At 58.4% G+C, this 24,436-nt stretch carries 24 protein-coding genes; 11 read left to right on the top strand and 13 right to left on the bottom strand.

Translation table 11 applies throughout. The features are described from left to right. Positions 1–25 precede the first annotated feature (25 nt). Positions 26–655 carry a 23S rRNA (uridine(2552)-2'-O)-methyltransferase RlmE gene (gene rlmE, locus ACMGGK_RS21365; RefSeq protein WP_004933533.1) on the bottom strand — a complete coding sequence of 210 codons (630 nt, stop codon included), beginning with the start codon at positions 653–655 and terminating at the stop codon, positions 26–28. 143 nt (positions 656–798) lie between these two features. On the opposite strand from rlmE, the gene yhbY reads away from it, so the two are divergent. Continuing rightward, on the top strand, positions 799–1,092 hold the full coding sequence (yhbY, locus tag ACMGGK_RS21370) for a ribosome assembly RNA-binding protein YhbY (protein ID WP_004933536.1): 294 nt from the start codon (positions 799–801) through the stop codon (positions 1,090–1,092). Between the two features lie 112 nt (positions 1,093–1,204). On the opposite strand, the gene greA is transcribed toward yhbY, so the two are convergent. Next, complete coding sequence (gene greA / locus ACMGGK_RS21375) at positions 1,205–1,681, bottom strand: transcription elongation factor GreA (RefSeq protein ID WP_004933539.1); 477 nt, start codon at positions 1,679–1,681, stop codon at positions 1,205–1,207. 256 nt (positions 1,682–1,937) lie between these two features. Here greA and dacB point away from each other — a divergent pair, with 256 nt between their 5' ends. From dacB to pmrB, 3 genes are read left to right on the top strand one after another with little or no spacing between them, the layout of a single operon-like run. Then, positions 1,938–3,371, top strand: coding sequence for a serine-type D-Ala-D-Ala carboxypeptidase (gene dacB / locus ACMGGK_RS21380; RefSeq protein WP_015376410.1), 1,434 nt, complete (start codon positions 1,938–1,940; stop codon positions 3,369–3,371). A gap of 8 nt (positions 3,372–3,379) precedes the next feature. Beyond that, positions 3,380–4,042 (top strand): two-component system response regulator PmrA, encoded by a 663-nt coding sequence (pmrA, locus tag ACMGGK_RS21385; RefSeq protein WP_004933545.1) that lies wholly within the window; start codon positions 3,380–3,382, stop codon positions 4,040–4,042. Next, entirely contained in the window at positions 4,039–5,100 is a 1,062-nt protein-coding gene (gene pmrB, locus ACMGGK_RS21390) for a two-component system sensor histidine kinase PmrB (protein WP_420277187.1), read from the top strand. Before pmrA ends, pmrB begins: the two co-directional genes overlap by 4 nt. Positions 5,101–5,136: 36 nt before the next feature. On the opposite strand, the gene cgtA is transcribed toward pmrB, so the two are convergent. The 4 genes from cgtA to rplU form a co-directional block, all read right to left on the bottom strand. Then, on the bottom strand, positions 5,137–6,309 hold the full coding sequence (gene cgtA / locus ACMGGK_RS21395; protein ID WP_004933553.1) for an Obg family GTPase CgtA: 1,173 nt from the start codon (positions 6,307–6,309) through the stop codon (positions 5,137–5,139). 16 nt (positions 6,310–6,325) lie between these two features. After that, positions 6,326–7,297 carry a DMT family transporter gene (locus ACMGGK_RS21400; protein ID WP_021504260.1) on the bottom strand — a complete coding sequence of 324 codons (972 nt, stop codon included), beginning with the start codon at positions 7,295–7,297 and terminating at the stop codon, positions 6,326–6,328. 105 nt (positions 7,298–7,402) lie between these two features. Continuing rightward, positions 7,403–7,660, bottom strand: a complete 258-nt coding sequence (gene rpmA / locus ACMGGK_RS21405; RefSeq protein WP_004933559.1) for a 50S ribosomal protein L27 — start codon at positions 7,658–7,660, stop codon at positions 7,403–7,405. A gap of 17 nt (positions 7,661–7,677) precedes the next feature. Beyond that, positions 7,678–7,989, bottom strand: coding sequence for a 50S ribosomal protein L21 (gene rplU, locus ACMGGK_RS21410; RefSeq protein ID WP_004933561.1), 312 nt, complete (start codon positions 7,987–7,989; stop codon positions 7,678–7,680). Positions 7,990–8,260: 271 nt separating this feature from the next. Here rplU and ispB point away from each other — a divergent pair, with 271 nt between their 5' ends. Then, a complete protein-coding gene (ispB, locus tag ACMGGK_RS21415; RefSeq protein ID WP_016929331.1) occupies positions 8,261–9,232 on the top strand; it encodes an octaprenyl diphosphate synthase in 972 nt (323 codons plus the stop codon). Positions 9,233–9,282: 50 nt separating this feature from the next. On the opposite strand, the gene ACMGGK_RS21420 is transcribed toward ispB, so the two are convergent. Next, the gene (locus tag ACMGGK_RS21420; RefSeq protein WP_028127572.1) at positions 9,283–9,639 is read right to left on the bottom strand and encodes a DNA-binding protein; all 357 of its coding nucleotides are present in this window, start codon (positions 9,637–9,639) and stop codon (positions 9,283–9,285) included. 181 nt (positions 9,640–9,820) lie between these two features. On the opposite strand from ACMGGK_RS21420, the gene ACMGGK_RS21425 reads away from it, so the two are divergent. Next, positions 9,821–10,081 carry a helix-turn-helix domain-containing protein gene (locus tag ACMGGK_RS21425; protein WP_016929333.1) on the top strand — a complete coding sequence of 87 codons (261 nt, stop codon included), beginning with the start codon at positions 9,821–9,823 and terminating at the stop codon, positions 10,079–10,081. Between the two features lie 66 nt (positions 10,082–10,147). Here ACMGGK_RS21425 and mdh read toward each other — a convergent pair whose 3' ends face one another. Continuing rightward, positions 10,148–11,086, bottom strand: a complete 939-nt coding sequence (gene mdh / locus ACMGGK_RS21430) for a malate dehydrogenase (protein WP_028127571.1) — start codon at positions 11,084–11,086, stop codon at positions 10,148–10,150. A 464-nt stretch (positions 11,087–11,550) separates the two neighbouring features. Here mdh and argR point away from each other — a divergent pair, with 464 nt between their 5' ends. The 3 genes from argR (at position 11,551) to yhcN (ACMGGK_RS21445) (ending at position 13,072) form a co-directional block, all read left to right on the top strand. Further along, entirely contained in the window at positions 11,551–12,021 is a 471-nt protein-coding gene (gene argR / locus ACMGGK_RS21435; RefSeq protein ID WP_048796299.1) for a transcriptional regulator ArgR, read from the top strand. Between the two features lie 403 nt (positions 12,022–12,424). Continuing rightward, the gene (gene yhcN, locus ACMGGK_RS21440; RefSeq protein WP_004933574.1) at positions 12,425–12,688 is read left to right on the top strand and encodes a peroxide/acid stress response protein YhcN; all 264 of its coding nucleotides are present in this window, start codon (positions 12,425–12,427) and stop codon (positions 12,686–12,688) included. Positions 12,689–12,808: 120 nt separating this feature from the next. After that, positions 12,809–13,072 (top strand): peroxide/acid stress response protein YhcN, encoded by a 264-nt coding sequence (gene yhcN, locus ACMGGK_RS21445; protein ID WP_025305042.1) that lies wholly within the window; start codon positions 12,809–12,811, stop codon positions 13,070–13,072. Positions 13,073–13,269: 197 nt separating this feature from the next. Here the strand turns inward: yhcN (ACMGGK_RS21445) and mpl are convergent, their stop codons facing one another. Next, positions 13,270–14,649 carry a UDP-N-acetylmuramate:L-alanyl-gamma-D-glutamyl-meso-diaminopimelate ligase gene (gene mpl / locus ACMGGK_RS21450; RefSeq protein ID WP_016929338.1) on the bottom strand — a complete coding sequence of 460 codons (1,380 nt, stop codon included), beginning with the start codon at positions 14,647–14,649 and terminating at the stop codon, positions 13,270–13,272. Between the two features lie 169 nt (positions 14,650–14,818). On the opposite strand from mpl, the gene fbp reads away from it, so the two are divergent. Beyond that, positions 14,819–15,823 (top strand): class 1 fructose-bisphosphatase, encoded by a 1,005-nt coding sequence (fbp, locus tag ACMGGK_RS21455; protein ID WP_004933587.1) that lies wholly within the window; start codon positions 14,819–14,821, stop codon positions 15,821–15,823. Between the two features lie 45 nt (positions 15,824–15,868). Here fbp and ACMGGK_RS21460 read toward each other — a convergent pair whose 3' ends face one another. After that, a complete protein-coding gene (locus ACMGGK_RS21460) occupies positions 15,869–17,422 on the bottom strand; it encodes a methyl-accepting chemotaxis protein (protein WP_016929339.1) in 1,554 nt (517 codons plus the stop codon). Positions 17,423–17,682: 260 nt separating this feature from the next. Between ACMGGK_RS21460 and ppa the strand changes: the two genes are divergently transcribed. Then, positions 17,683–18,213 carry an inorganic diphosphatase gene (ppa, locus tag ACMGGK_RS21465; protein WP_004933594.1) on the top strand — a complete coding sequence of 177 codons (531 nt, stop codon included), beginning with the start codon at positions 17,683–17,685 and terminating at the stop codon, positions 18,211–18,213. A 52-nt stretch (positions 18,214–18,265) separates the two neighbouring features. Here the strand turns inward: ppa and ACMGGK_RS21470 are convergent, their stop codons facing one another. The 3 genes from ACMGGK_RS21470 to tamA are packed head-to-tail and all read right to left on the bottom strand — an operon-like array spanning position 18,266 to position 24,149. Next, positions 18,266–18,613, bottom strand: coding sequence for a gamma-glutamylcyclotransferase family protein (locus tag ACMGGK_RS21470; protein WP_025159589.1), 348 nt, complete (start codon positions 18,611–18,613; stop codon positions 18,266–18,268). 2 nt (positions 18,614–18,615) lie between these two features. After that, the gene (tamB, locus tag ACMGGK_RS21475; protein WP_420277188.1) at positions 18,616–22,434 is read right to left on the bottom strand and encodes an autotransporter assembly complex protein TamB; all 3,819 of its coding nucleotides are present in this window, start codon (positions 22,432–22,434) and stop codon (positions 18,616–18,618) included. Next, positions 22,431–24,149, bottom strand: coding sequence for an autotransporter assembly complex protein TamA (gene tamA / locus ACMGGK_RS21480; RefSeq protein WP_249339672.1), 1,719 nt, complete (start codon positions 24,147–24,149; stop codon positions 22,431–22,433). Before tamA ends, tamB begins: the two co-directional genes overlap by 4 nt. Between the last annotated feature and the right edge of the window lie 287 nt (positions 24,150–24,436).

The raw sequence follows: 24,436 nt of genomic DNA on the forward strand, positions 1-24,436 counted from the left end.
TGTGTTAACAAACAGCGTTAGGGTACTACAGTTTGCGCCCTGTCGCTACAATGTACACTTCGCGCGAACGGGCGCGGGAAGCGTCTGGCTTACGAATCTTAACCTTCGTAAACAGGGAGCGAATTTCCCGTAGGTACTCGTCAAAGCCATCTCCCTGGAACACCTTCACCAGGAAACTTCCGCCTGGTGCGAGGACATCACGACACATATCCAGCGCCAACTCCACCAGATACATCGACCTTGGAATATCGACCGCCGGGGTGCCACTCATATTCGGGGCCATATCGGACATGACCACCTGAACCTTACTCTCGCCTACTCGTTCCAACAGTGCCTTCAGCACCAGTTCATCACGGAAATCGCCCTGAAGGAAATCGACGCCAACGATAGGATCCATTGGCAAAATATCACAGGCGATGATGCGCCCGGTACCGCCGATTTGGGTGACCACATACTGCGACCAGCCGCCCGGTGCGGCGCCCAGGTCAACCACGGTCATGCCCGGTTTGAACAGTTTGTCGCTCTGCTGTATTTCATCAAGTTTAAACCAGGCACGGGAACGCAGTCCCTTTTTCTGCGCCTGCTGTACATATTTATCGCTAAAGTGTTCTTGTAACCAGCGACTGGAGCTAGCCGAACGCTTTTTATTAGCCATCTCGTTTTCCAACTATCATAAAAAGAGTCTTATGTCAGGGTCGCTGCTCACGTAGACTCACACCGGTGAAGACCGATTTGGTGATATACATGAGATGGCGGTAGAATGTACCGTTTTCAATCCCAACTTAAGCAAAAAAGACAATGAATCTGAATAATAAACAAAAACAGCACCTGAAAGGCCTGGCGCATCCGTTAAAACCGGTGGTGATGCTGGGCAATAACGGTCTTACCGAAGGGGTGCTGGCTGAAATTGAACAGGCTCTGGAGCATCATGAGCTGATCAAGGTAAAAATCGCCGCTGAAGATCGCGAAACCAAGACCCTGATCGCCGACGCTATCGTGCGTGAAACGGGCGCCTGCAATGTGCAAGTTATCGGCAGTACACTTATTCTTTACCGCCCGTCGAAAGAGCGCAAGATCAGTCTACCGCGTTAATAACCATCAGGTTAACGAAAAGGTGCCATGCGCCTGACCAAGATAAAAGGCCGCTTGCGGCCTTTTTCCTATCTTTACAAAACGCTGGCGCATTAATGACCAACGGTCCCGATCAGAGATACTCGACCTTCAGGATCTCGTATTCCACGTCGCCGCCAGGGGTTTTGATCACCACCACATCGTCTTGCTCTTTGCCGATCAGGCCGCGCGCCATCGGCGAGTTTACCGAAATCAGATTTTTCTTGAAATCGGCCTCATCGTCGCCAACGATGCGGTAAGTCACTTCTTCTTCGCTGTCCAGATTCATCACCGATACGGTGGCACCGAAGATCACCCGACCGGTGTTCGGCATCTTGGTGATATCGATCACCTGCGCATTGGACAGCTTGGCTTCGATCTCCTGAATGCGGCCTTCGCAGAAACCCTGCTGTTCGCGGGCGGCATGGTACTCGGCATTTTCTTTCAAGTCGCCGTGTTCACGCGCTTCAGCGATATCCGCAATGATTTTCGGGCGGCGCACGCTTTTCAGATATTCGAGCTCTTCGCGCAGTTTTTCAGCGCCAAACAAGGTCATCGGAATTTGGTTCATCGTATAAATACCTCTAAATCTTTCCTGTTCAAATAACCGTCATCCTGACGTATTCGTATGAAAACACGGTTGGCATTCCGCCCCCCGCCTCCAGGCGACAAACAAAAGAAACCTGACTCGGAACGGGGCCCAAGCCAAGATCGGTTTTGCATTTTGATACGCATTTTAGCCTAGAGTTCCTTGAGGGTCATCGTTTACTTTTTCCCTGATTGCACCGTAGTATGACGGCACGTTATCCAGCTGTTATCCCGAGATTATGCGTTTTTCACGAATTGTCAGTGCATTGGCTTGCGCATTTGTTCTGAATGCGAATGCGGCCCCGGTTGAAGAGTACACACAATATCTGCCTGATGGGGCCAACCTTGCCCTGGTCGTTCAGAAGATCGGTGCCGGTGCGCCGACGATCGATTATCACTCTCAGCAGATGGCGCTGCCGGCCAGTACCCAAAAAGTGCTGACGGCGCTGGCGGCATTGCTGCAACTCGGGCCCGATTACCGTTTCACCACCACGCTGGAGAGCCAGGGCGATATCCGCGACGGCGTGCTGCGCGGCAACCTGATCGCCCGCTTCAGCGGCGATCCGACCTTCAAACGTCAGAGCCTGCGCAATATGGTGGCCGTCCTGAAGAAGCAGGGCGTGCGCCAAATCAGCGGCGACGTGCTGGTCGATACCTCGGTCTTCGCCAGCCATGACAAGGCGCCTGGTTGGCCGTGGAACGATCTGACGCAGTGCTTCAGCGCGCCGCCGGCCGCCGCCATCGTCGATCGCAACTGTTTCTCGGTCTCGCTGTACAGCGCGCCGAACCCGGGCGACATGGCGTTTATCCGCGTCGCCTCCTATTATCCGGTCAATATGTTTAGCCAGGTGCGCACCCTGGCGCGCGGATCCGCAGACGCGCAATACTGCGAACTGGACGTGGTGCCGGGCGAGCTGAACCGCTTTACCCTGACCGGCTGCCTGACGCAGCGCAGCGAACCGCTGCCGTTGGCCTTCGCCATCCAGGACGGTGCCAGCTATGCGGGCGCCATCCTGAAAGACGAGCTGAAGCAGGCCGACATCCAGATCGACGGGCATTTGAAACGCCAGACGCGCCCCGGCATCACCGGCACGGTGATCGCACAAACCCAGTCGGCGCCGCTGCACGATCTGTTGAAAATCATGCTGAAGAAATCGGACAACATGATCGCCGATACCGTCTTCCGCACCATCGGCCACGAACGCTTCGGCGTGCCGGGCACCTGGCGAGCCGGTTCCGATGCGGTACGGCAGGTGCTGCGCCAGAAGGCCGGCATCGATCTGGGCAACACCATCATCGCCGACGGTTCCGGCCTGTCGCGCCACAACCTGCTGGCCCCGGCGACCATGATGCAGGCGCTGCAGTACATCGCGCAGCACGACAACGAGCTGAACTTTATCTCGATGCTGCCGCTGTCCGGCTATGACGGCACCCTGCGCTACCGCGGCGGCCTGCATGAGGCCGGCGTAGACGGCAAGGTGTCGGCCAAGACCGGCGCGCTGCAGGGCGTCTACAACCTGGCGGGTTTCATCACTACCGCCAGCGGCCAGCGCATGGCCTTCGTGCAGTATCTCTCCGGCTACGCCGTGCCACCGGAAGATCAGAAACAGCGCCGTGCGCCGCTGGTGCGTTTCGAAAGCCGCCTGTATCGGGATATTTACCAAAACAACTGAGGATCGCCATGAAGCTGCTGGTCGTTGAAGATGATGAACTGCTGCAACAAGGGCTGGCGCTGGCGCTGACCGGTGAAGGCTACGTGTGCGACTGCGCCGCCACAGCGGCGGAGGCCAGCAGCCTGCTCATCACCAGCCAATACAGCATGGTGATCCTGGATCTCGGCCTGCCGGACATGGACGGCGCAGCGCTGCTGCGGCAGTGGCGCCGCCAGCAGATCGATCTGCCGGTGCTGATCCTGACCGCCCGCGACGCCCTGGAAGACCGCGTCGATGGGCTGGACGCCGGCGCCGACGACTACCTGGTCAAACCCTTCGCGCTGGTTGAGCTACAGGCGCGCGTGCGCGCTCTCCTGCGGCGCTACCAGGGCCACAGCGACAATCTGATGCAGGTGGATGACCTGCAGTTGAATCTCTCCAGCCAGCAGGTCTATCTGCAACAGCAGCCGGTGGAGGTCACGCCGAAAGAGTTCGCCATTCTGGCGCGCCTGATCATGCGTGCCGGGCAGACGGTCAACCGCGAACTCCTGCAGCAGGATCTCTACACCTGGCAAGATGATTTAGGTTCCAACACCCTGGAAGTGCATATCCACAACCTGCGCCGCAAACTGGGCAAGGATCGCATCCGCACCGTGCGCGGCATCGGCTACCGCCTGGAACCCTCGTCATGATCAGCATGCGCCGCCGCCTGCTGCTGATGCTGGCGCTGATCCTGCTGGTCACGCAACTCATCAGCGCCTTCTGGCTGTGGCACGAAAGCCAGGAGCAGATCAGCTTCCTGGTGGACGAAACCCTGTCCGCCAAAGTGCGTACCGAACGCGTCGATACCGAGATCGCCGAGGCCATCGCGTCGCTGTTGGCGCCTTCGCTGATCATGATGATCGTCACGCTGTTGGCGTCGTTTTGGGCCATCAGTTGGATCATCCGCCCACTCAACCAACTGCAGCAACGGCTGGAAAAACGCTCTGCCGATAACCTGACGCCGCTGCCAATCACCAGCGACAGTCAGGAAATGGTGGCGGTCACCAATGCACTCAATCAGCTGTTTTCACGGCTGGATAACACCATTCAACAGGAACGCCTGTTCACTGCCGACGCCGCCCACGAGCTGCGCACGCCGCTGGCCGGCATCCGCCTGCACCTGGAACTGATGGAAAAGCAGGGCGTCAAGGGCAGCCAGGCGCTGATCGCCCGCATCGATCAGCTGATGCACACCGTCGAGCAGTTGCTGATGCTGTCGCGCGCCGGGCAAGACTTCGCCAGCGGCCATTATCAGCATTTCGATTGGGTGGCTGATGTGATCCAGCCGCTGCGTGAAGAGCTCGACGAAATGACCGCCCAACGCGAGCAGACGCTGGGCTGGCAATTGCCGGCTGCTGCCACCGTGAACGGCGATCCGGTGCTGCTGCGGCTGCTGCTGCGCAACCTGGTCGAAAACGCCCACCGTTACGGCCCGGAAGGCGGCGCGATACAGGTGCGGTTAACGCCGCAAGACAACGGCTATCTGCTGCAGGTCATCGACGATGGCCCGGGAATCAAGGAAGAGATGGTCGGGGAACTGACGCAGGCGTTTCGCCGCATGGATCAACGCTACGGCGGCAGCGGACTGGGCCTGAATATCGTAATCCGCATCGCGCAACTGCACCAGGGGCGTTTGACGCTGGAAAACCGCCGCGATGCGCGCGGCCTGAATGCCCAGTGCTGGCTGCCGGAAAAGGCGCTCAAATAATAAGGGCCCAGCGTTGCTGAGCCCTTTATCACCGAATTACTTCTGGTAAATGATTTCGACGCCTTCGTCGTCGTCTTCGTCCCAGTCGTCATCCCAGTCATCTTCCGCTTCGGCTTCCACTTCCGCGATTTGCTCGCGGTGGTAGTCATCCCACATGAATTCGACTTTTTCCGGTGCGCTTTCTTCGATCGCCATCGCTTTCGGCTGGGTGTTGATGAAGTTCATCACGTCCCAGCACAGCGCATTGACGCCTTCGCGGTTGGCGGCGGAGATCATGTAGTACTTCCCTTCCCAGCCCATGCCTTCCACAATCGCCTTGGCGCGTTCGGCGGCTTCTTCCTCACCAATCACATCAATTTTGTTGAACACCAGCCAGCGCGGCTTCTGCGCCAGATTTTCGCTGTATTGGTTCAACTCGTTGATAATGACTTTGGCGTTTTCCACCGGATCGGATTCGTCGATCGGCGCGATGTCCACCAGGTGCAGCAGCACGCGGCAACGCTCCAGGTGTTTCAGGAAACGAATACCCAGACCGGCGCCTTCCGAAGCGCCCTCGATCAGCCCCGGAATGTCGGCGACCACAAAGCTCTGCTCGTGGTCCATGCGCACCACGCCCAGGCTCGGCACCAGCGTGGTGAACGGATAATCGGCCACCTTCGGCTTGGCGGCGGACACCGCGCGGATGAAGGTCGATTTGCCGGCGTTCGGCAGCCCCAGCATGCCCACATCGGCCAGCAGCAACAGCTCCAGCAACAGGTCACGCGCTTCGCCGGCGGTACCCAGCGTCTTCTGACGCGGCGCGCGGTTGACCGAAGATTTGAAACGGGTGTTGCCCAGACCGTGCCAGCCGCCTTTGGCGACCATCAGCTTCTGCTCGTGGCGGGTCATGTCGCCGAGGATCTCGCCGGTGCCCTGATCCTTCACGCGCGTGCCGACCGGCACCTTGATGATGACGTCTTTACCGCGTTTGCCGGTACAATCGCGGCTCTGGCCATTCTGGCCGCGCTCGGCGCGGAAAGACTTCTCAAAGCGGTAGTCGATCAGGGTGTTAAGGTTCTCGTCCGCCAGCAGGTAGACGTCGCCGCCGTCGCCGCCGTCACCGCCGTCAGGCCCACCGTTCGGGATATATTTTTCGCGGCGGAAGCTGACGCACCCGTTGCCGCCGTCGCCTGCAACGACCAGAATCGCTGCTTCATCTACAAACTTCATTTACCGTCTCCGTAAATCATTCACCGGGCTGCTTCAAAGGAGCAACCAGGGGGGGGTCTGCCCGTCGCGGCCACCACCGGTGACCAATTGCGGAAAACATGGCGCCCGCCACAACCACAAACGCACCGACATAGCCGACGATGTTCAGCGTCGGCATGGCGAATGCCTGGGGCCAAGCCAGCGCCAATAAATCTGAAAACAGCAGGGTAAACAGCGGGGTCAGCGTAACCAACGCGCTCACCTGCGCCGCCTGCCAGCGCGCCATCGCTTCTGCCAGCGCGCCATAGCCGATCAGCGTGTTGGCGCCGCAAAACAGCAGGCACGCCAATTGCCAGCCGCTAAGCTGGAAAATCACCTCGGGTTTGGCCAGAGGGAACAATGCAATCGCACATAAAGTGTACAACATAACCAGGATCTGCGGCGAAGCCAGCCGGCGCAGCAACACCTTCTGCGCCACGCCATAGCTCACCCAGACCATCGCCGCACACACGCCCAGCATGACGCCCAGCGTGTAGTCCGTCAGCCGGGTGAAGATCTCTATCAGACTGACGTTGAAAAACAGCATCAGCCCGCAAATCAGCATCAGGGCACCAATGACCTGGGTGATGCGCATGCGTTCTTTTAAAATCAGCACGCTGGCGAACATCATACCGACTGGCGACAGCTGGCCAATCACCTGCGAAGCCGTCGGGCTCAGGTATTGCAGCGAGGAGCTGAAGAACACAAAGTTGCCCAGCAGCCCCGCCGTCGCGATCGCCAACAGCAGCAGCCAACGCGGCTGGCGGAACATCGTCAGCGGCGGCAGCTTGCCGCGCACCGCAAGGATCACGCCCAAACCGATGGCGGCCATGGTAAAGCGATACCAGACAACGGTAAACGGCTCCATCACCACCAACACTTCTTTCATCGCGATCGGCAACGCGCCCCAGCAAACCGCCGTGGTTAACGCCAGAGAAATGCCAACGCCGACCTGCTGCTTCGTATCCATATCACCTTCGCCAACGCTGACGGGCCTGCCCTCAGGCAACCCATAAATGTAAAAAGCCCCGCAACGAATTGCGGGGCTTACATCTATTTCGTAAGGCTCGAAAAATTATTCAGCTTCGATGCTGATGAATTTACGATTGCTCGGGCCTTTAACTTCGAATTTGACTTTACCGTCTTTCAAAGCAAACAGAGTGTGGTCTTTGCCGCAACCCACGTTGGTACCAGCGTGGAATTTGGTGCCGCGCTGACGAACGATGATGCTGCCTGCCAGTACTGCTTCGCCGCCAAAGCGTTTTACGCCCAGACGTTTAGCTTCTGAATCGCGACCGTTACGAGTCGAGCCGCCAGCCTTTTTGTGTGCCATTAATCCGCTCTCCTAACTTAAGCGCTGATGCCGGTGATTTTAACGTCAGTGAACCACTGACGGTGGCCCTGCTGCTTACGGTGGTGTTTACGACGACGAAACTTAACGATTTTAATTTTCTCGCCACGACCGTGAGCAACGACTTCAGCTTTGATCTTGCCGCCATCGACGAAAGGAACGCCGATTTTGATATCTTCGCCATTAGCGATCATCAGAATCTGGTCAAACTCAACCGCTTCACCAGTTGCGATGTCCAGCTTTTCCAAGCGAACGGTCTGACCTTCGCTTACTCGGTGTTGTTTACCACCACTTTGGAAAACCGCGTACATATAAAACTCCGCTTTCCGCGTGCCCGACTGTGTTAGTTCAGAGCGCGCTATAAATATTCACAATAGGGCGCGAATTCTACGCAAAAAAGCGGCGCATGACAAGAGCAGAATAAGACCAGAAGGAGAAAAAAGAAGAAAAAAAGCGCAGTTTCTTTCGTGGCGTTTATCTGAACCGTTTTTCAAGTACAATCATAGGGACAGTTACCGCCATGTACCGATGTGAGCAGCGATCTCAACGCGGTGAAGAGAAACACAGCTGAAAAAAAACACAATGAACCTAGAGCAAATTACCGAGTTAACCGCGCAAGATATGGCGGCCGTGAACGCAACAATTCTCGAACAGCTGAATTCCGATGTCACGCTCATCAATCAGCTTGGCTATTACATTATCAGCGGTGGCGGTAAGCGCATCCGGCCGATGATCGCCGTCCTGGCGGCGCGGGCGTTGGGCTACGAAGGCAACAAGCACGTCACCGTCGCCGCCCTGATCGAATTCATTCATACCGCCACGCTGCTGCATGACGACGTCGTCGACGAATCGGACATGCGCCGCGGCAAAGCCACCGCCAACGCGGCGTTCGGCAACGCCGCCAGCGTGCTGGTCGGCGACTTTATCTATACCCGCGCCTTCCAGATGATGACCAGCCTGGAATCCCTGCGCGTGCTGGCGCTGATGTCGGAGGCGGTCAACGTCATCGCCGAAGGTGAAGTGCTGCAGTTGATGAACGTGCACGATCCCGACATCAGCGAAGAAAGTTATATGCGGGTGATCTACAGCAAAACCGCCCGTCTGTTTGAAGCGGCGGCGCAATCGTCGGCGATCCTGTCCGGCGCCAGCGCTGAGCAAGAACAGGCGCTGCAAGATTATGGCCGCTACCTCGGCACCGCTTTCCAGCTGATCGACGATCTGCTCGACTACAGCGCCGACGGCAGCACCCTGGGCAAAAACACCGGCGACGATCTGAACGAAGGGAAACCGACCCTGCCGCTGCTGCACGCGATGCACAACGGCGACGACGCCCAGCGTGACATGATCCGCGGCGCGATTGAGCAAGGCAACGGCCGTCACCTGTTGGAGCCGGTGCTGCAGGCGATGCAGCAATGCGGTTCGCTGGAATACACCCGCAAACGCGCCGAGGAAGAAGCCGACAAGGCGATCGCCGCGCTGCAGGTATTGCCGGCATCAGAGCACCGAACAGCGCTGGAGGGCCTGGCCCATTTGGCGGTACAACGCGACTTTTAAGAAATCGTGATTTCTAAATGCATTCATCAGGCCCGCCCACGCGGGCCTGCTTAGGTATTGCTCTCTTCGTCGATACGCGCCAGCAGGCCGCCGATCCCTTCCCGCATCAGGAAAGCCACCATTCTCTCGCGCTCGCTCTCCGTCAAATGGTAGTAATACTCGATCCAGACCGCCAAGGGATCCTGGCGCTCTACGTCATATGCCGCCCCGTCTTCCTTCAGCGCCAGCAGGTTACGCACGCCTGGAGGCAGGCTGTCGATATGGTACTCCAACGCTTTTCCCTGCACGCCTTTACGCCTGCGGCTGATCCAGCCTTCGCGTCGGGCCATCAGATTGATTCCCTGTGGTGAGGAGGGTAATCCTGCGATGCCTGTCAGTTCCTTGGCGGCAAACCACTCGTTTTTCATAGCCATCATCTCTGGGCAATAGTAGGCAATGTCGTTTTTTGGAAATTACCTGGGTATTTTTTAGGAAATTTAATGGTATTCTTATTTCCGAATAAGCGTTTCACGTTGTTCAAACGCTTAACCATGACCCGTTAGTTATACCACTAACGCAACTTTGGCTAATCAGAAAAGGAATGTAAACATGAATTCAAGGAACCCAGATTGGCATCCGGCAGATATCATCGCGGCGCTACGCAAGCAGGGCACCACGCTGGCGGCAGTGTCGCGCAAGGCCGGATTAAGCTCATCGACGCTGGCCAATGCGCTGTCGCGCCCGTGGCCGAAGGGGGAATGGCTGATCGCCGAAGCGATAGGCATCCACCCTTCGGAGATCTGGCCAAGCCGCTATTACGATCCGCACAACGATTGCCTGCTGGATCGCAAAGCACGTATCAAATCGTGAACGCGGAGCAAAAAAAACCGCCGGAACAGCGTCCGGCGGCGTTTATCGGCTGACTATCGGTGTCGATCAGTTATTGATGAACTTCTCGCCCAGTTCGATATCTTTATGCAGCACGTCCAGCATCTCGTTCAGCGCTTTCTGCTCGAAGGCGCTCAGGGTGCCGATATCTTTGCGTTCTTCAACGCCGTTTTTGCCCAGCACCAGCGGCTGCGCGAAGAAGCGAGCGTATTTGCCGTCGCCTTCAACGTAAGCGCATTCCACAACGCCTTTCTCGCCCTGCAGCGCACGCACCAGAGACAGACCGAAACGGGCGGCCGCCTGACCCATGGACAGCGTTGCAGATCCGCCGCCGGCTTTGGCTTCCACCACTTCGGTACCGGCATTCTGAATGCGTTTGGTCAGATCCGCCACTTCCTGCTCGGTGAAGCTCACGCCAGGGATCTGCGACAGCAGAGGCAGGATGGTCACGCCAGAGTGGCCGCCGATCACCGGTACGTTCAACTCTTCCGGCTGCTTGCCTTTCAGCTCGGCCACGAAGGTGTTGGAACGGATGATATCCAGCGAAGTCACGCCGAACAGTTTGTTCTTGTCGTAAACGCCGGCTTTTTTCAGCACTTCCGCCGCGATGGCAACCGTGGTGTTAACCGGGTTGGTGATGATGCCGATGCAGGCTTTCGGGCAAGTTTTCGCCACTTGCTCAATCAGATTACGCACGATGCCGGCGTTAACGTTGAACAGGTCAGAGCGATCCATGCCAGGCTTACGGGCCACGCCGGCGGAAATCAGCACCACGTCCGCGCCGTGCAGAGCCGGAGTCGCGTCTTCGCCGCTGAAGCCTTTGATTTTAACTGCGGTTGGGATGTGGCTTAAGTCGACGGCAACGCCTGGGGTAACGGGGGCAATGTCGTAGAGAGAGAGTTCAGAACCTGAAGGAAGCTGGGTTTTGAGTAGAAGGGCGAGGGCCTGGCCGATACCGCCAGCAGCACCGAGAACTGCAACTTTCATCCTATACTCCTTTATTATCTTAAATATATAAAGCGCCGTGAATGTGTTGGTTACGGACCTTAAGTTATTACACCTTTCAAAACAATAAATTAGCCAATTCTTGCCTGCAGGTGTAATAAAACGGCCGCTGTCGCGCCCATTTTAGATTAAATCGCTTACGCATGAAGGGCATAGCGCACACTAATCAAAAATAGTGCGAGGTTATTCACGAGCAAGTTAACCGGCCGTTACATTACACCCTTACGCAACATCAGAACAACATCATTTTAATAACATTTTATTTACCACCGCAGGCCGATTTTCCGTCGTCAAAAGGGCATATTCATCGCGGCCGGATTTTGTTAAAATGCCGCCCTTTCCTCGCCGTCCGGTCATTTTTATTTTCTTTGGGGCGGCCTTTGTTGCATAAAAATTCATCTATATGCATAATCATGACTTCCACTATCAACATTCCACGGTGCAAAATGCGTAATCCCGCAAAACAGGAAGATCTGATCAAGACGTTCAAAGCGTTATTGAAAGAAGAAAAATTCAGTTCTCAAGGCGAGATCGTTTTGGCGCTGCAAGAAGAAGGCTTCGAAAACATTAACCAATCCAAAGTATCGCGCATGCTGACCAAGTTCGGCGCGGTACGTACGCGCAATGCCAAAATGGAAATGGTGTATTGCCTTCCTGCCGAACTCGGCGTGCCGACCACCACCAGCCCGTTGAAGAATCTGGTGCTCGACGTCGACCATAACGATGCCGTCGTGGTGATCCACACCAGCCCGGGCGCCGCGCAGCTGATCGCCCGCCTGCTCGACTCACTGGGTAAATCCCAGGGTATCCTCGGCACAATTGCCGGCGACGACACGATTTTCGTCACCCCGTCCAACGGCTTTACCGCTCAGAAGCTGCATGAAGCGATCTTGAGCGTGTTCGAACAAGAGCTGTGAAACCTGGCGCTAACAAAGTGCGGCTGTAAACCGCATTTTGTTAGCGCTTCTTTAACCCTCGCGTTACCTTTCCAGCCTTCAACCGCGTTTAACACTGCTTTTTTATCCCGCAACAACACATTTCCATGACATCTCCATGTAACCAGCAGTACCCACTGTGAGCTTCCGCACTTTTGGTCAAAATCACTTACCTTATTGAAATTACATAAATTTAACATCAAAAGATCGTTTTATGAGCGTTTTTTATTCCTTACGGTTATAAAAAATAAGGATCATGAGGTTAAAGTTTCACTAGCAACTGTTAGCGAACTATTAATTTTTCGCGTTACTAGCTGTATACTCATTTTCGTGAACTGAATCACAGTTCGTTGGAACTGATAAAAGAATACGATGAGGTGAGATGATGAAAATTAAAGCTACCGTTGCAACCCTGAGCGTTCTGTCCATGCTTTCCTTTGGTGCATTCGCAGCACAATCTGTTGATGCAACCCAGGCCGCAAAACTGCAGCCCGCCGGTGTGATCACCGTGAGCGGCGTCGCCGCGGCGCCTTCCGACATTCGCCAGGCGCTGTCCGACAAAGCTGACGCCAAAGGGGCGACCGCTTACCGCGTAATCGAAGCGCGCAACGACGGCAACTTCCACGCGACCGCTGAAATCTACAAATAAGTAACGGCATTACCCGGCAACGGGCAATACCTCTCTGGAATCAAACGCTGTCATAACGGCCTTCAAGAATAAAAATCGCTGCCAAGCCCTTCCAGGCTGTTATGAACAAGGATCGCTATCATGAACATGAAAACTACTCTTGCTGCACTCGGTTTGCTGTCCGTCATCTCCTTCGGCGCATCTGCCGCCCAGTTGGTGACTAACGATCAGACCGCCAATCTGCAATCTATCGGCACCATTACCGTCAGCGGTATCGACGGCGCACCGACCGACATTCGCCAGGCGTTGTCGGAGAAAGCCGACGCGAAAGGCGCGACCGCCTACCGCGTGATCGAAGCCCGTAACGAAGGCAACTACCACGCCACCGCCGAGATTTACAAATAACAACTCTGGGAACGGCTTTGCAGAGCTGATTACCCTCGTCACTGCCACTGCCGAGTTCTGACGCAAACGCCGATTTCCCAGAGACCCTCTCGTCGTCCTATCCGACGAACCCCGTTGCCCTCGCTCGCGAGGGCTTTTTTATGGGCGTAAAAAAGGCCGCGAATGCGGCCCTTAGGTTGGCTTATGCGGCTAAGCGATCAGTAGGTCACCTTCGGTTCCTGCTTTTTCGCCAGCGCGTCCAGCAAGCGATCGTGAATACCGCCGAAACCGCCGTTGCTCATCACCAGAATGTGGTCGCCCGGCTGCGCAGTTTTCACCACCATCTCCACCAGCGTATCGAGATCCGCGCTCCAATGCGCCGGCTGCACGCAGGCATCCGCCACTTCCGCGACCTGCCACGGAATGTGGTGCGGCTGGAACAGGAACACTTCGTCGGCGCGGCCGAGCGAAGGCGCCAGATCGTTTTTGCTGATGCCCATTTTCATGGTGTTGGATCGCGGCTCCAGCACCGCCAGAATGCGCGCCGTGCCGCCGACCTTGCCGCGCAGCGCGGCCAGAGTGGCCAGGATCGCCGTCGGGTGGTGCGCGAAATCGTCGTAAACCGTGACGCCGTTGGCTTCGCCACGCAGCTCCAGGCGGCGGCGGGCGTTGATGAAATCGCCCAACGCGCGGCAGGCGTCCGCCGGCTGCACGCCGACGTGACGGGTCGCGGCGATGGCCATCAGGCCGTTATGCATGTTGTGCTCGCCCACCAGCGCCCAGTTCACTTCGCCGACCTGCTCGCCGTCGAGGAACACCGCGTAATGGCTGGCGTCCGGCGTCAGCTTCTGCGCGCGCCAGGCGCCCTCTTCGCCCACCAGCTCCTGTTCGCTCCAGCAGCCCATCGCCATCACCTGCTTCAGGTGGCTGTCGTTGTCCGGCAGGATGATCTTGCCTTTGCCCGGCACCAGGCGCACCAGGTGGTGGAACTGTTTCTGGATGGCTTTCAGATCGTCGAAGATATCGGCGTGGTCGAACTCCAGGTTGTTCATGATCAGCGTGCGCGGGCTGTAGTGCACGAACTTGGAGCGTTTGTCGAAGAACGCGCAGTCATACTCGTCGGCCTCGATCACGAAGAACGGGCTGCCGCCGAGGCGGGCCGAGACGTCGAAGTTGCCCGGCACGCCGCCGATGACGAAGCCGGGCTGGTAGCCGCAGGCTTCGAGGATCCAGGTCGCCATGCCGGCGGTGGTGGTTTTGCCGTGGGTGCCGGCGACCGCCAGTACCCAGCGATCGCGCAACACGGCATCGTGCAGCCACTGCGGGCCGGAAACGTAAGGGATACCGCGCTCCAGCACCGCCTCCACGCACGGGTTACCGCGCGTCATGGCGTTGCCGATGATCACCAGATCCGGCGCCGGATCCAGCTGGGCGGGATCATAACCCTGAATCAGATCGATCCCCTGGTTCTCCAGCAGCGTGCTCATCGGCGGATAGACGTTGGCGTCCGAACCGGTGACGTCATGCCCCAGTGAGCGCGCCAGCATCGCCAGCCCGCCCATAAAGGTGCCACAGATCCCAAGAATGTGAATGCGCATAGGTTTCTCATGTGAGTGCATCGAATGTCGGCATATTCTAACGCTCAGAATCGTCCAGAAGAAATGGATTTGCCTATGAATGGCGCGCATCTTTGGGCTACACTGCTCGCGAAAACGTTGGCGGTTTGTTAACAGGCCGCTATCCATCCGTAGATTCAGGGATTGTGTCATGAAAACGTTAGGCGAATTTATCGTCGAGAAACAGCACGACTTCTCGCACGCCACCGGCGAGCTGACTGCGTTACTTTCTGCCATTAAACTGGGCGCCAAAATCATCCACCGCGACATCAACAAGGCCGGCCTGGTTGATATTCTGGGGACCAGCGGGGTGTCCAACGTACAGGGCGAAGTTCAGATGAAACTGGACCTGTACGCGAACGAAAAACTGAAAGCGGCGTTGAAAGCGCGTGGTGAAGTTGCGGGTATCGCTTCCGAAGAAGAAGATGAAATCGTGATATTCGACGGCGAGCGAGCTGAAAATGCCAAGTATGTCGTATTGATGGATCCGTTGGACGGTTCGTCCAACATCGATGTCAACGTCTCGGTCGGTACGATTTTCTCTATCTATCGTCGCATCACGCCGGTCGGCACGCCTGTGACCGAAGAAGACTTCCTGCAGCCGGGCAGCGCCCAGGTCGCAGCGGGTTACGTGGTTTACGGCTCGTCCACCATGCTGGTGTACACCACCGGTTACGGCGTCCACGCCTTCACGTACGATCCGTCTCTGGGCGTGTTCTGTCTCTCTCACGAGAAAGTGCGCTTCCCGGCGAGCGGCAACATGTATTCCATCAACGAAGGCAACTACATCAAGTTCCCTCTCGGCGTGAAGAAATACATCAAATACTGCCAGGAGCAGGATGAAGCGACGCAGCGCCCTTACACCTCGCGCTACATCGGTTCTCTGGTGGCGGACTTCCACCGCAACCTGCTGAAAGGCGGCATCTACATCTACCCAAGCACCGCCAGCCACCCGCAAGGCAAGCTGCGCCTGCTGTACGAATGCAACCCGATGGCGTTCCTGGCCGAACAGGCCGGCGGCAAGGCCAGCGACGGCAAAAATCGCATTCTGGACATCACGCCGGTGAAACTGCACCAGCGCGCGCCATTCTTCGTCGGCACCAAGTCGATGGTAGAAGACGCAGAACGCTTCATCGCCGAAAACCCGGACGAGTAACGCGTTTCTGGCAAGGGTTCGGCGCCACGCCGAACCCTTATCGCCTTACAGCTTGAACGCCGCCATGCTCTGCGCCAGCAGCTGAGCCTGATCTTCCAGCGAGCGCGTCGCCGCCGCAGACTCCTCCACCAGCGCCGCATTCTGTTGCGCCACCTGATCCATCTGCGCCACCGCCAGGTTCACCTGTTCGATACCGCTGCTTTGTTCGCGCGTCGCCGCCGAGATCTCACGCATCAACGCCGTCACCCGGCCCACTTCACCGGTGATGCCGCTCATGGTCTGCGCCGCCGACTCCACCATCTGCTCGCCTTCCTGCACCCGGTTCTGCGACGCTTCGATCAACCCTTTGATCTCTTTCGCCGACTGGGCGCTGCGCTGCGCCAGATTGCGCACTTCGCCGGCCACCACCGCGAAACCGCGGCCCTGTTCACCGGCGCGCGCCGCTTCCACCGCTGCGTTCAACGCCAGGATATTGGTCTGGAAGGCGATGCCGTCCATCACGCTGATGATGTCGGCGATGCGGCGCGAGCTGTCGGTGATCGCCTGCATCTTGCTCATGACCTGACTGACCACGTCGCTGCCCTGGTTGGCGATATCGGACACGCTCAGCGCCAGCTGATTGGCCTGCTCGCAGTTCTCGGCGTTCATTTTCACCGTCGAAGTCAGCTGTTCCATGCTGGCGGCGGTCTCTTCCAGCGACGCGGCCGACTCTTCGGTACGCTGCGCCAGATGCAGGTTGCCGGCCGCCAGTTCGCGCGAGCCGGTGTCGATCTGGCTGCTGGCGTCACGCACTTTACTGACCGAACTGGCCAACGCCTGCTGCATGCGCTGCATCGCCCGCACCAGGCGGCCCATCTCGGTATCGCCCTCACCACGGATCTCATGGGTCAGATCGCCGCCGGCGATGTGTTCCAACTGCGCGATGGACTCGTCCAACGGGCGCAAAATGATCACGCGCAGCGCGAACCAGGCCAGCACCGCCAGCAGCACGCTGAGCAGGCCCGCCACCACGATCAGCGAGATCTTGGTGCTGGCGTTGTTTTCCGCGTCATACACCTGCTTTTCGCCGAGCTTCATGGCGAAGCTGCGGAAATCGCTGAGATCCTTTTCAAACGCGATGCTCAACGCAGAGATGCGGGTCTCCTGAATATGGTAATACTCATCGATTTTACCGGCCTTGATGGCGGCGGCCATCGGCTTCACGCCCTGCTCGAGGTAGGCGCGATAGCTGTTTTGCAGACGATTGGAGAGTTCACGGCCGCGCTCGGTCACGGTGCCGACGCCGACAAAGCGCGCCATTTCCTTGTTCGACTGCTCGAGGTAGCCGTAAATGCGGCCCACGGTGGCGTCAGCGACATCGATCTGGCCGATCTCCCGTTGGCGCACCGCCAGCGAGGCGGCGGTGCGAGCGCGCAGCGTCAGGTTGGAGCTGTTGGCCAGCGAGCCCAGCTCTTCGCCGAGGATCTGGTTTAAGGTATGGATCGAGCGCGATCCTTCGTTAATCGCGTTGACGCCAATAACGCTGACCATGATCAGCAGCATGGTCATCAGGCTCAGCAGGGCGATCAGCCCAGCCTTCACCGTAATCTTTTTTAGCATGAGTTCTTCCCGGCTTCAGAATAGTGAGATCAGACGTAGTAGGGGTGGCAAAACGCGGAGCCAGCTTTGCTGGCTCATTATTGTTTGTTGAAGTTATCGGCAGGCGGAGACAAAACTTCATGCCGTGGCGGGATTTATCTGGAAATTATCCCTGCGCCGGCACGCGGGGTTTTCGACGATGAAAAGGGCAGGAAATCGCAAAAGAGTCCGCTATAATAGCCGCCACTCCATTTCTGGTTTGATGATTAAAGGAAACCGACATGAGCTTGAATCTGGTCCCTGCTGGCAAAGACCTGCCGGAAGACATCTACGTAGTAATCGAAATCCCGGCCAACGCCGATCCAATCAAATACGAAATCGACAAAGAAACCGGCGCGCTGTTCGTTGACCGTTTCATGTCCACCGCGATGTTCTACCCGTGCAACTACGGCTACATCAACCACACTCTGTCTCTGGATGGTGATCCGGTTGACGTGCTGGTCCCAACCCCATATCCGCTGCAGCCGGGCTCCGTGATCCGCTGCCGTCCGGTTGGCGTGCTGAAGATGACCGACGAAGCCGGTGAAGACGCCAAGCTGGTTGCGGTACCGCACAGCAAGCTGACCAAAGAGTACGATCACGTGAAAGACGTGAACGACCTGCCGGAACTGCTGAAAGCCCAGATCGCTCACTTCTTCGAGCACTACAAAGATCTGGAAAAAGGCAAATGGGTGAAAGTGGAAGGCTGGGCAGACGCTGCTGCGGCTAAAGCGGAAATCATCGCCTCCTTCGAACGCGCTGCCAAGAAGTAATTTTCGCCGCCGTCCGATGAAAAAACACCGCTCATTGAGCGGTGTTTTTTTCTTACTGTTCTTCGAGACGCTTCAGCCAGTCACCGCTGGTAATTCGCGGGTAACCGTCCACGCTGTGTTTATACAGGTAGATCCACGCACTCCCATAAGGCGTCTGAATCAGCTCGCGCTTATAGTCCTTGGTGTTGCTTTTCAGTTCGTCCAGCTCTGCCAGAATCGATGAGTTAATACGATACACTTCGCAATGTATCGTGCCCTCTCCAGGGATCGCCGCCGGGTAATGGCCCAGATTATAAATCTGATAGCCTTCGAGCTCGTGCTCGCCGAGCCATTGGGCGTTGGTCATCCAATGGCTGTTTCCCTGTTTGCGCCGTAAACTGCCGTAGACAATTATTCGCATCGCTAAAACTCAAACTGATAGAGCAAATCTAATGCCTGGTCGAGACCAGACACCGCTTCAAGATACAACTTAGGCATCAGGCGATAACGCAACGTCAGCGTGGCCAGCGAGTCGAAAATGCCCACCCCATATTTTACTTGTAAGCCTGGGAGGACATAGCCGCTCACGACAACCTGGGAATTGTCGCCAACCCCTTGGGTGTCCAGAGCCAAATTACTCACGCCGAATGCCTCGCCGATTTTACCCACAAGTTGACCACTTTGTGCAACCCCCATGCCGATTAACATCGACGTCATGGCGTTGCCGTCGGCGCCGGAACTGCTTAAGCCCTGACCGCGCAGCAGATAAGACAGGGCTTCCTGTTGCGATTTGGCCGGATCGGAGAACACTTCCAGCTTCGGCGCATCCGCCAGGCCGGTCACGCGCACGCCGGCGGTCACGTCGTCCTCGGTGGATTCCGGGTTGCGGATCGCCTCGATATTGAGCAGCGGCTGATCCGGCGGACCAGAGAACATCAGCTGCCCTTTACGCACGATCAAATCCTGACCATAAGCATGGAAGCGACCGGAAGGGATGTCAATCTGGCCATTGAGGCCCAGCCCTTTCTTGTCCTGCACCACTTTCAAATCACCCTTCAGGCGGGCTTTCAGGCCGAAGGCGTCCAGCCGCACGTCGTTGCCGACGTGGATCATCAGGTTACTGTTGATCGGGATCGAGGCGGTCTTCGGTTGAATCGGCTTCAGCTGATCGTCCAGCATGACTTCGTCGGAAGAGACGCCCACCGCGCTTTCCGGCAGCTCCTGCACCGTGATGCGCGCCCAGGGAATGTCGACCTTGCCGTTGAGCGAGAACAGCTGCGGCGTGGCTTCGAACACCAGATCCGGCGAGACGTCGATGCGGATCATCGGCGGCACCGTCACCCGCAGCTTGTCACCCTTGGCGGCAATGCGCGCGCGCCAGGCGTTGATGTCACGCCAGTCGGCATCGCCCGCCAGATTCAGCTGGCCGCGCGTGGTGCTGAGCAGCCCTTCCAGCGTCGAGGTCATGCCGTTGAAATTCACCGCCAGCCGCGCGTCGGTCATATCGAACGGCATCCAGTGCCCCTGCACCTTCGCCCGATCCAACGCCAGACGCCCGAACACCAGCGGCTTCTGCGCGCTGCCGCCCAGACGCAGGTTGGCGTTCAGCATGCCCGCCGCGCTTTCACCCTTCATCAGCGCCGGGTTGATCAGCGCCAGCGAGATGTTGGTGATATTGACGTTGCCGCTGATGGTGCGCCGCACCTGCGGATCCGCCACCTGGATATTGCCGTCGAACTGGCCGTTGTTGGTCAGTTTGATCCGCCAGTCGGCCTGCGCGCGGCCGTTGTTCAGGCCGGCGTTGAGGGTCAGCGCATCGAAGGCGATCGGCAACGCGTTGCCCTGCACCTGCTGCACCACCTTGACGCCGTTGCCGGCGAGCGTGACTTTCGCCTCCGGCAGCGCGCCGCCCGGCTTCCAGCTGACGTCGGCCCGGCCGGTGAACACGCCGCTCAGGGCGGTTTCCGGGCCAAGGAACGGCTTGATCATCGCCAGATCGAACCGGTTGAGCACCACGCTGGCCTGGCCGCTCTGGCCGGCTTCAATGGTCTTTGGCACGCACAGCTCGGCGTTCGGGTTCTGCCAACAGTGCGGCCCGACGCTGATTTTCTGCTCGGCGTTCAGGTAGTCCAGCGCGATGGCGCGCGTCAGGCGCCACTCCCCTACCGGCGTATCGAAGCGGGTATTGTTCAAATTGCCGCGCCAGCGCTGCTGCTGACGATCGAAGCTGCCCTGCAGCGCCAGCTGGCCGGAGACCGGTTTGCCGTCGATCTTCAACTGCAGTTGGTGCTGCTTCTCGCTGCCCTTGGCGTCGAGGGTCAGCAGGCTGACCTCCAGCGCGTCCTGCTTCAGCTGCTCGACACGTACCGCCAACTGCCCCTGAATCTGATCCGTCGAGCGCACGTCGCCGTCGATCTTCACGCGGTTGATGCGCAGCGCCTGCCACTGCAAGCCGGAAGCGGTCAAATCCGCCAGCAGCTGCGGCGCCTGCAGATTGCCGCGCAGCTTCAGCAGCCCTTTGGCGGTGCCGCCCAGGCCCGGCAGCGCGCCGTCCAGACGCGGCGCGTCGATGTTGGCGTCCAGGTTCCAGCTCTTCTCGTCCAGCTGCCCTTTGACGTTCAGCTGGTTGCGCCCCAGCGTCAGATCGATGCCGGGGATTTTCCACTGCCCGGCGGCGTTGCCGCTCAGCGTGCCGCGCGCCGTGACCTTGTTCTGCTTCACGTTGCCGTCCAGCTGCAGCACCGGCACCTGCAGTTGCCAGCTGCCGCCGTGCAGGCTGCCGCGCGTGGTGATCTTGCCGTCGAGTTTCGCCGGCCATTCCGGCCACTGCTTGGCGGTATTGATGCCGCTCAGCGTCAATTGCGAGTTCCAGCTGATGGCCTTGCTCCAGTCCACCAGCGCGGTGAGATCGGTATTGCCCTGCAGCGCCGCCAGGCGCAGGCGCTCCAGCTTGAACTGCTCGACGTTGCCTTTGCCGTCCAGCGTCAGCACCGCCGGCGGCAGATCCTGGCCTTTCAGATTGGCGCGCGTCGACAGCGCATAGTCGGTCGCCTTGCCGTTAAAGCGCAGGCGGAAATCGTTAACCTGGTACTGCGCCTCGCCGCTCAGCGGCCATTTCAGCTGTTTGCTCTGCAGCGTCAGCGCCAACGGCAGGCCAGCTTCGGCCAGCCGGGTTTGCACATCGAGCTGGGCGCCGACCGGGCCGGACAGGTTCAGCGCCACCTTCAGCTCATCGCGCAGCCCACCGCCGATGTTCAGCTTCACCTTCTCGCCCTTCAGCGGCTCGATGTTCAACGCGCTGTTGGCGGTCAGCGCCACCGGCCAGTCGCCGGTCAGGGTCGCCTGCCCCTGCACCGACAGCGTGCCCTGCGGCGACTTCACGTCGAAGTTGTCCAACTGGATATGCTGATCCTGCGTGCTGGCCTGCAGCAACAGACTCGTGATCAGCATGTCGGTATCGCCGGTCAAGCGCAGCTGTTCGCCGCTGATCTCTTTCACGGTGATATCCAGCGGCAGGCGGATGTCCGGCAGATCCGGCAACAGCGGTTTGGCGAACAGTTCCTTCAGCGTTTCGCCGAGCGGCTTCTCCTCCGGCTGCGGCGCCGGTTTCGCCGCGTCGGTAACCTGCTCACCGACCTTTTTCGCCACCTCGACCGCCGGTTGCACCGCTTCCGGCAACGGATTTTGCGGCGTTTTCGGCAAGGCGATCAGCAACGAGCCGATCTTGGTCGGCATCAGCGTCAGCGCGCGCTCTTGCCACTGCGCGCCGGTGCGGAACTCGGCCAGAGAAATGGCGGTGTCGTCGACGGTGACCTTGACGTTGTTCAGCGCCAGCAGGCGCAGGGTGATCGGATAAGGCGTACTGAGATTGGTGGTCGGCTCACTGCTCTCCTCCACCGGCGCGGAGGGCGCCATCTCTTTGGTGTTCACCGCCACGTCCACGTCCTGAGCGGTCAAGGCGTTAACGCACAGCGAGCTGCGTTTAAAGCAGGAGAGATCGAGAGAGAGATGGAACTGCCCGGCGTTGACCGTCACGCCCGGCATCTGATACTTCACGCCCTTCAGCGTCAGATCGCGCCAGCCGCCGCTGACGCCGGCGATCTCCAGCCCCGGCACCCAGCGCGCCGCGCCGTTGATGACCATATGCAAACCGGTGGTGGTCCCCACCAGGAAGGCCAGGCCGCCGATCAGCAACAGCAGGACGACCAGAAATCCAAGGCAAATCTTTTTAATCAGGCTCATAGTTCAGGCCCCAAACCGATGTAGAACTGCATCCCGTGGGTGTCCTTGTCCCCCACGGGCGCGGCGATATCCAGCTTCACCGGCCCCACCGGCGACTGCCAGCGCACGCCTACGCCGGCGCCGGTCTTGAAGTTGCTCTGCTTGATATCGTTCACCGCTTCACCGGAATCGACGAACATCGCCCCCCACCATTTGCCGGTCACGTTGTATTGGTACTCCAGCGAGCCGGTCAGCATCTTGGAGGCGCCGGTCAGCTTGCCGTCGTCGCCGCGCGGCGAAATGTCTTTGTACTTGTAGCCGCGAATGCTGCGGTCACCGCCGGCGAAGAAACGCAGATCCGGCGGCACCTTGTCGAAGTCGTTGGTTTCGATCCAGCCCACCTGCCCGCGCGCCACAAAACGGTGCTTGTCGGCCAGAGTGCGGATCCAGACGTTCTGCGCCTGCATCAGCGCGAAGTCCACGCCGGAGCCCCAGGAGGTGTCGGACACGTCGATGGAATAGCGCTGGCTGTCGCCCCAGGTCGGCATCAGCCCGCCGCGCGAACGGGTGCGGTTGAAGCTGACGCCGGGGTACAGCAGCATAGTGGTATTGCTGACGTTGCCCTGGGTAAAGTTATCCCAGCGCCAGGTCAGGTTGATCGCCCGCTGCCAGCCGCTGGAGAGATCCCAGTTGCGCGAGGCCACCACTTTGGAGGTCACGGATTTGGTGTCGTTAAGATCGACGTTCTTGAGCCCGCCCTGCAGCAGGTAATACTGCTCCAGCGGATTCTTCAGCAACGGGATCTTATAGGTCAGATCCAGCTGCTGCTCCGGCGCCGACACGCTGGCGCTGGTTTCCAGGCTATGCCCGCGATCGTTGAGCCAGGGCTTTTTCCAGGTGCCTTTCACCCGCGGGCCGACGTCGGTGGAATAACCGATACCGGTTTCGACGGTGTTGCGTGTGCGCGGCGTCACCAGCGCGTCCAACGGCAAAATCTTGTTCTCTTTGGCATCGTTGAAATCAGGGGACACCACCACCGAGTTAAACCAGTTGGTGGCGGACAAACGGCGATTCAGCTCGGCCAAATCCTCCGAACTGTAGTAATCCCCCTGATGAAAGGGCACCAGATTTTGCAGATAGTCTTCGCGAATTTGCGAACCGGTGAATTTCACCTTGCCGAAGCGGTAACGTTCGCCGCTGTTGAAATCGATATCCCAAAACGCCTTGTGCAGATCTTCGGCCACGCCGAGCTGGCTTTTGGTCATATCGGCGTCGAAGTAGCCTTTGCGCAGCGCCAGGCCGGTCAGCGAGCCTTTGAAACTGTCATACTTGCCGTGGTTGAGGATCTCGCCGATGGTCGGCCGCCCCTTCTTTACCAGCGTCAGGTAGTCCTCATCGGTCTTTGCGCCGCCCTCCAGCACGATGTTGGCGCCGGCGATGCGCACCGGCTCGCCCGGATTGACCTTGGCGTGCAGCACCGGGCGCGACATCCCCGGCCGATCGTCCAGCGTAAACTCGATGGTCGGCTGGTAATAGCCGAGCGCGCGCAGCCCCTGGCGCACCGCCTCATCCACCCGCGCGCGGAAGCGGCCGTCGGTGCCAACCTCTTCAGGCGTGATCGACGACAGCCGCACCCGGACGTTTTTTTCCAACTCTCCGCTTAACCCCTCCACCTGCAGCCGCACGTTGGCCGCATAGGCTGCAGGTGCCGCAAGCAACACAGATATCAAGCACATGACCGGGTACTTTGGCACGTGTTCTCCTTATTGATTTTACTGTCCTGTTATGGTGTTCGCTCCGGGGCCAGGGCAGACTCCGCGCTATCATGACGGCAGCCCTCTTCAACCTTATTCCGGACGCCGCCCGCCGCGCTTTGCCACCGCCGCGCAACAGGCGAATTCTTCACTTTTGGCGCTCAAAATACTGCGTTAAGCTTATACAAAATCCAACTTGCCGCTTATTGTGGGCAAAGACGCGGTGAGATACAACCGAACCACCGCCATGTAGGGTCAATTCTTACTGT

This window comes from Serratia sp. BNK-33-b, assembly GCF_048684565.1.
Classification (GTDB): domain Bacteria; phylum Pseudomonadota; class Gammaproteobacteria; order Enterobacterales; family Enterobacteriaceae; genus Serratia; species Serratia marcescens.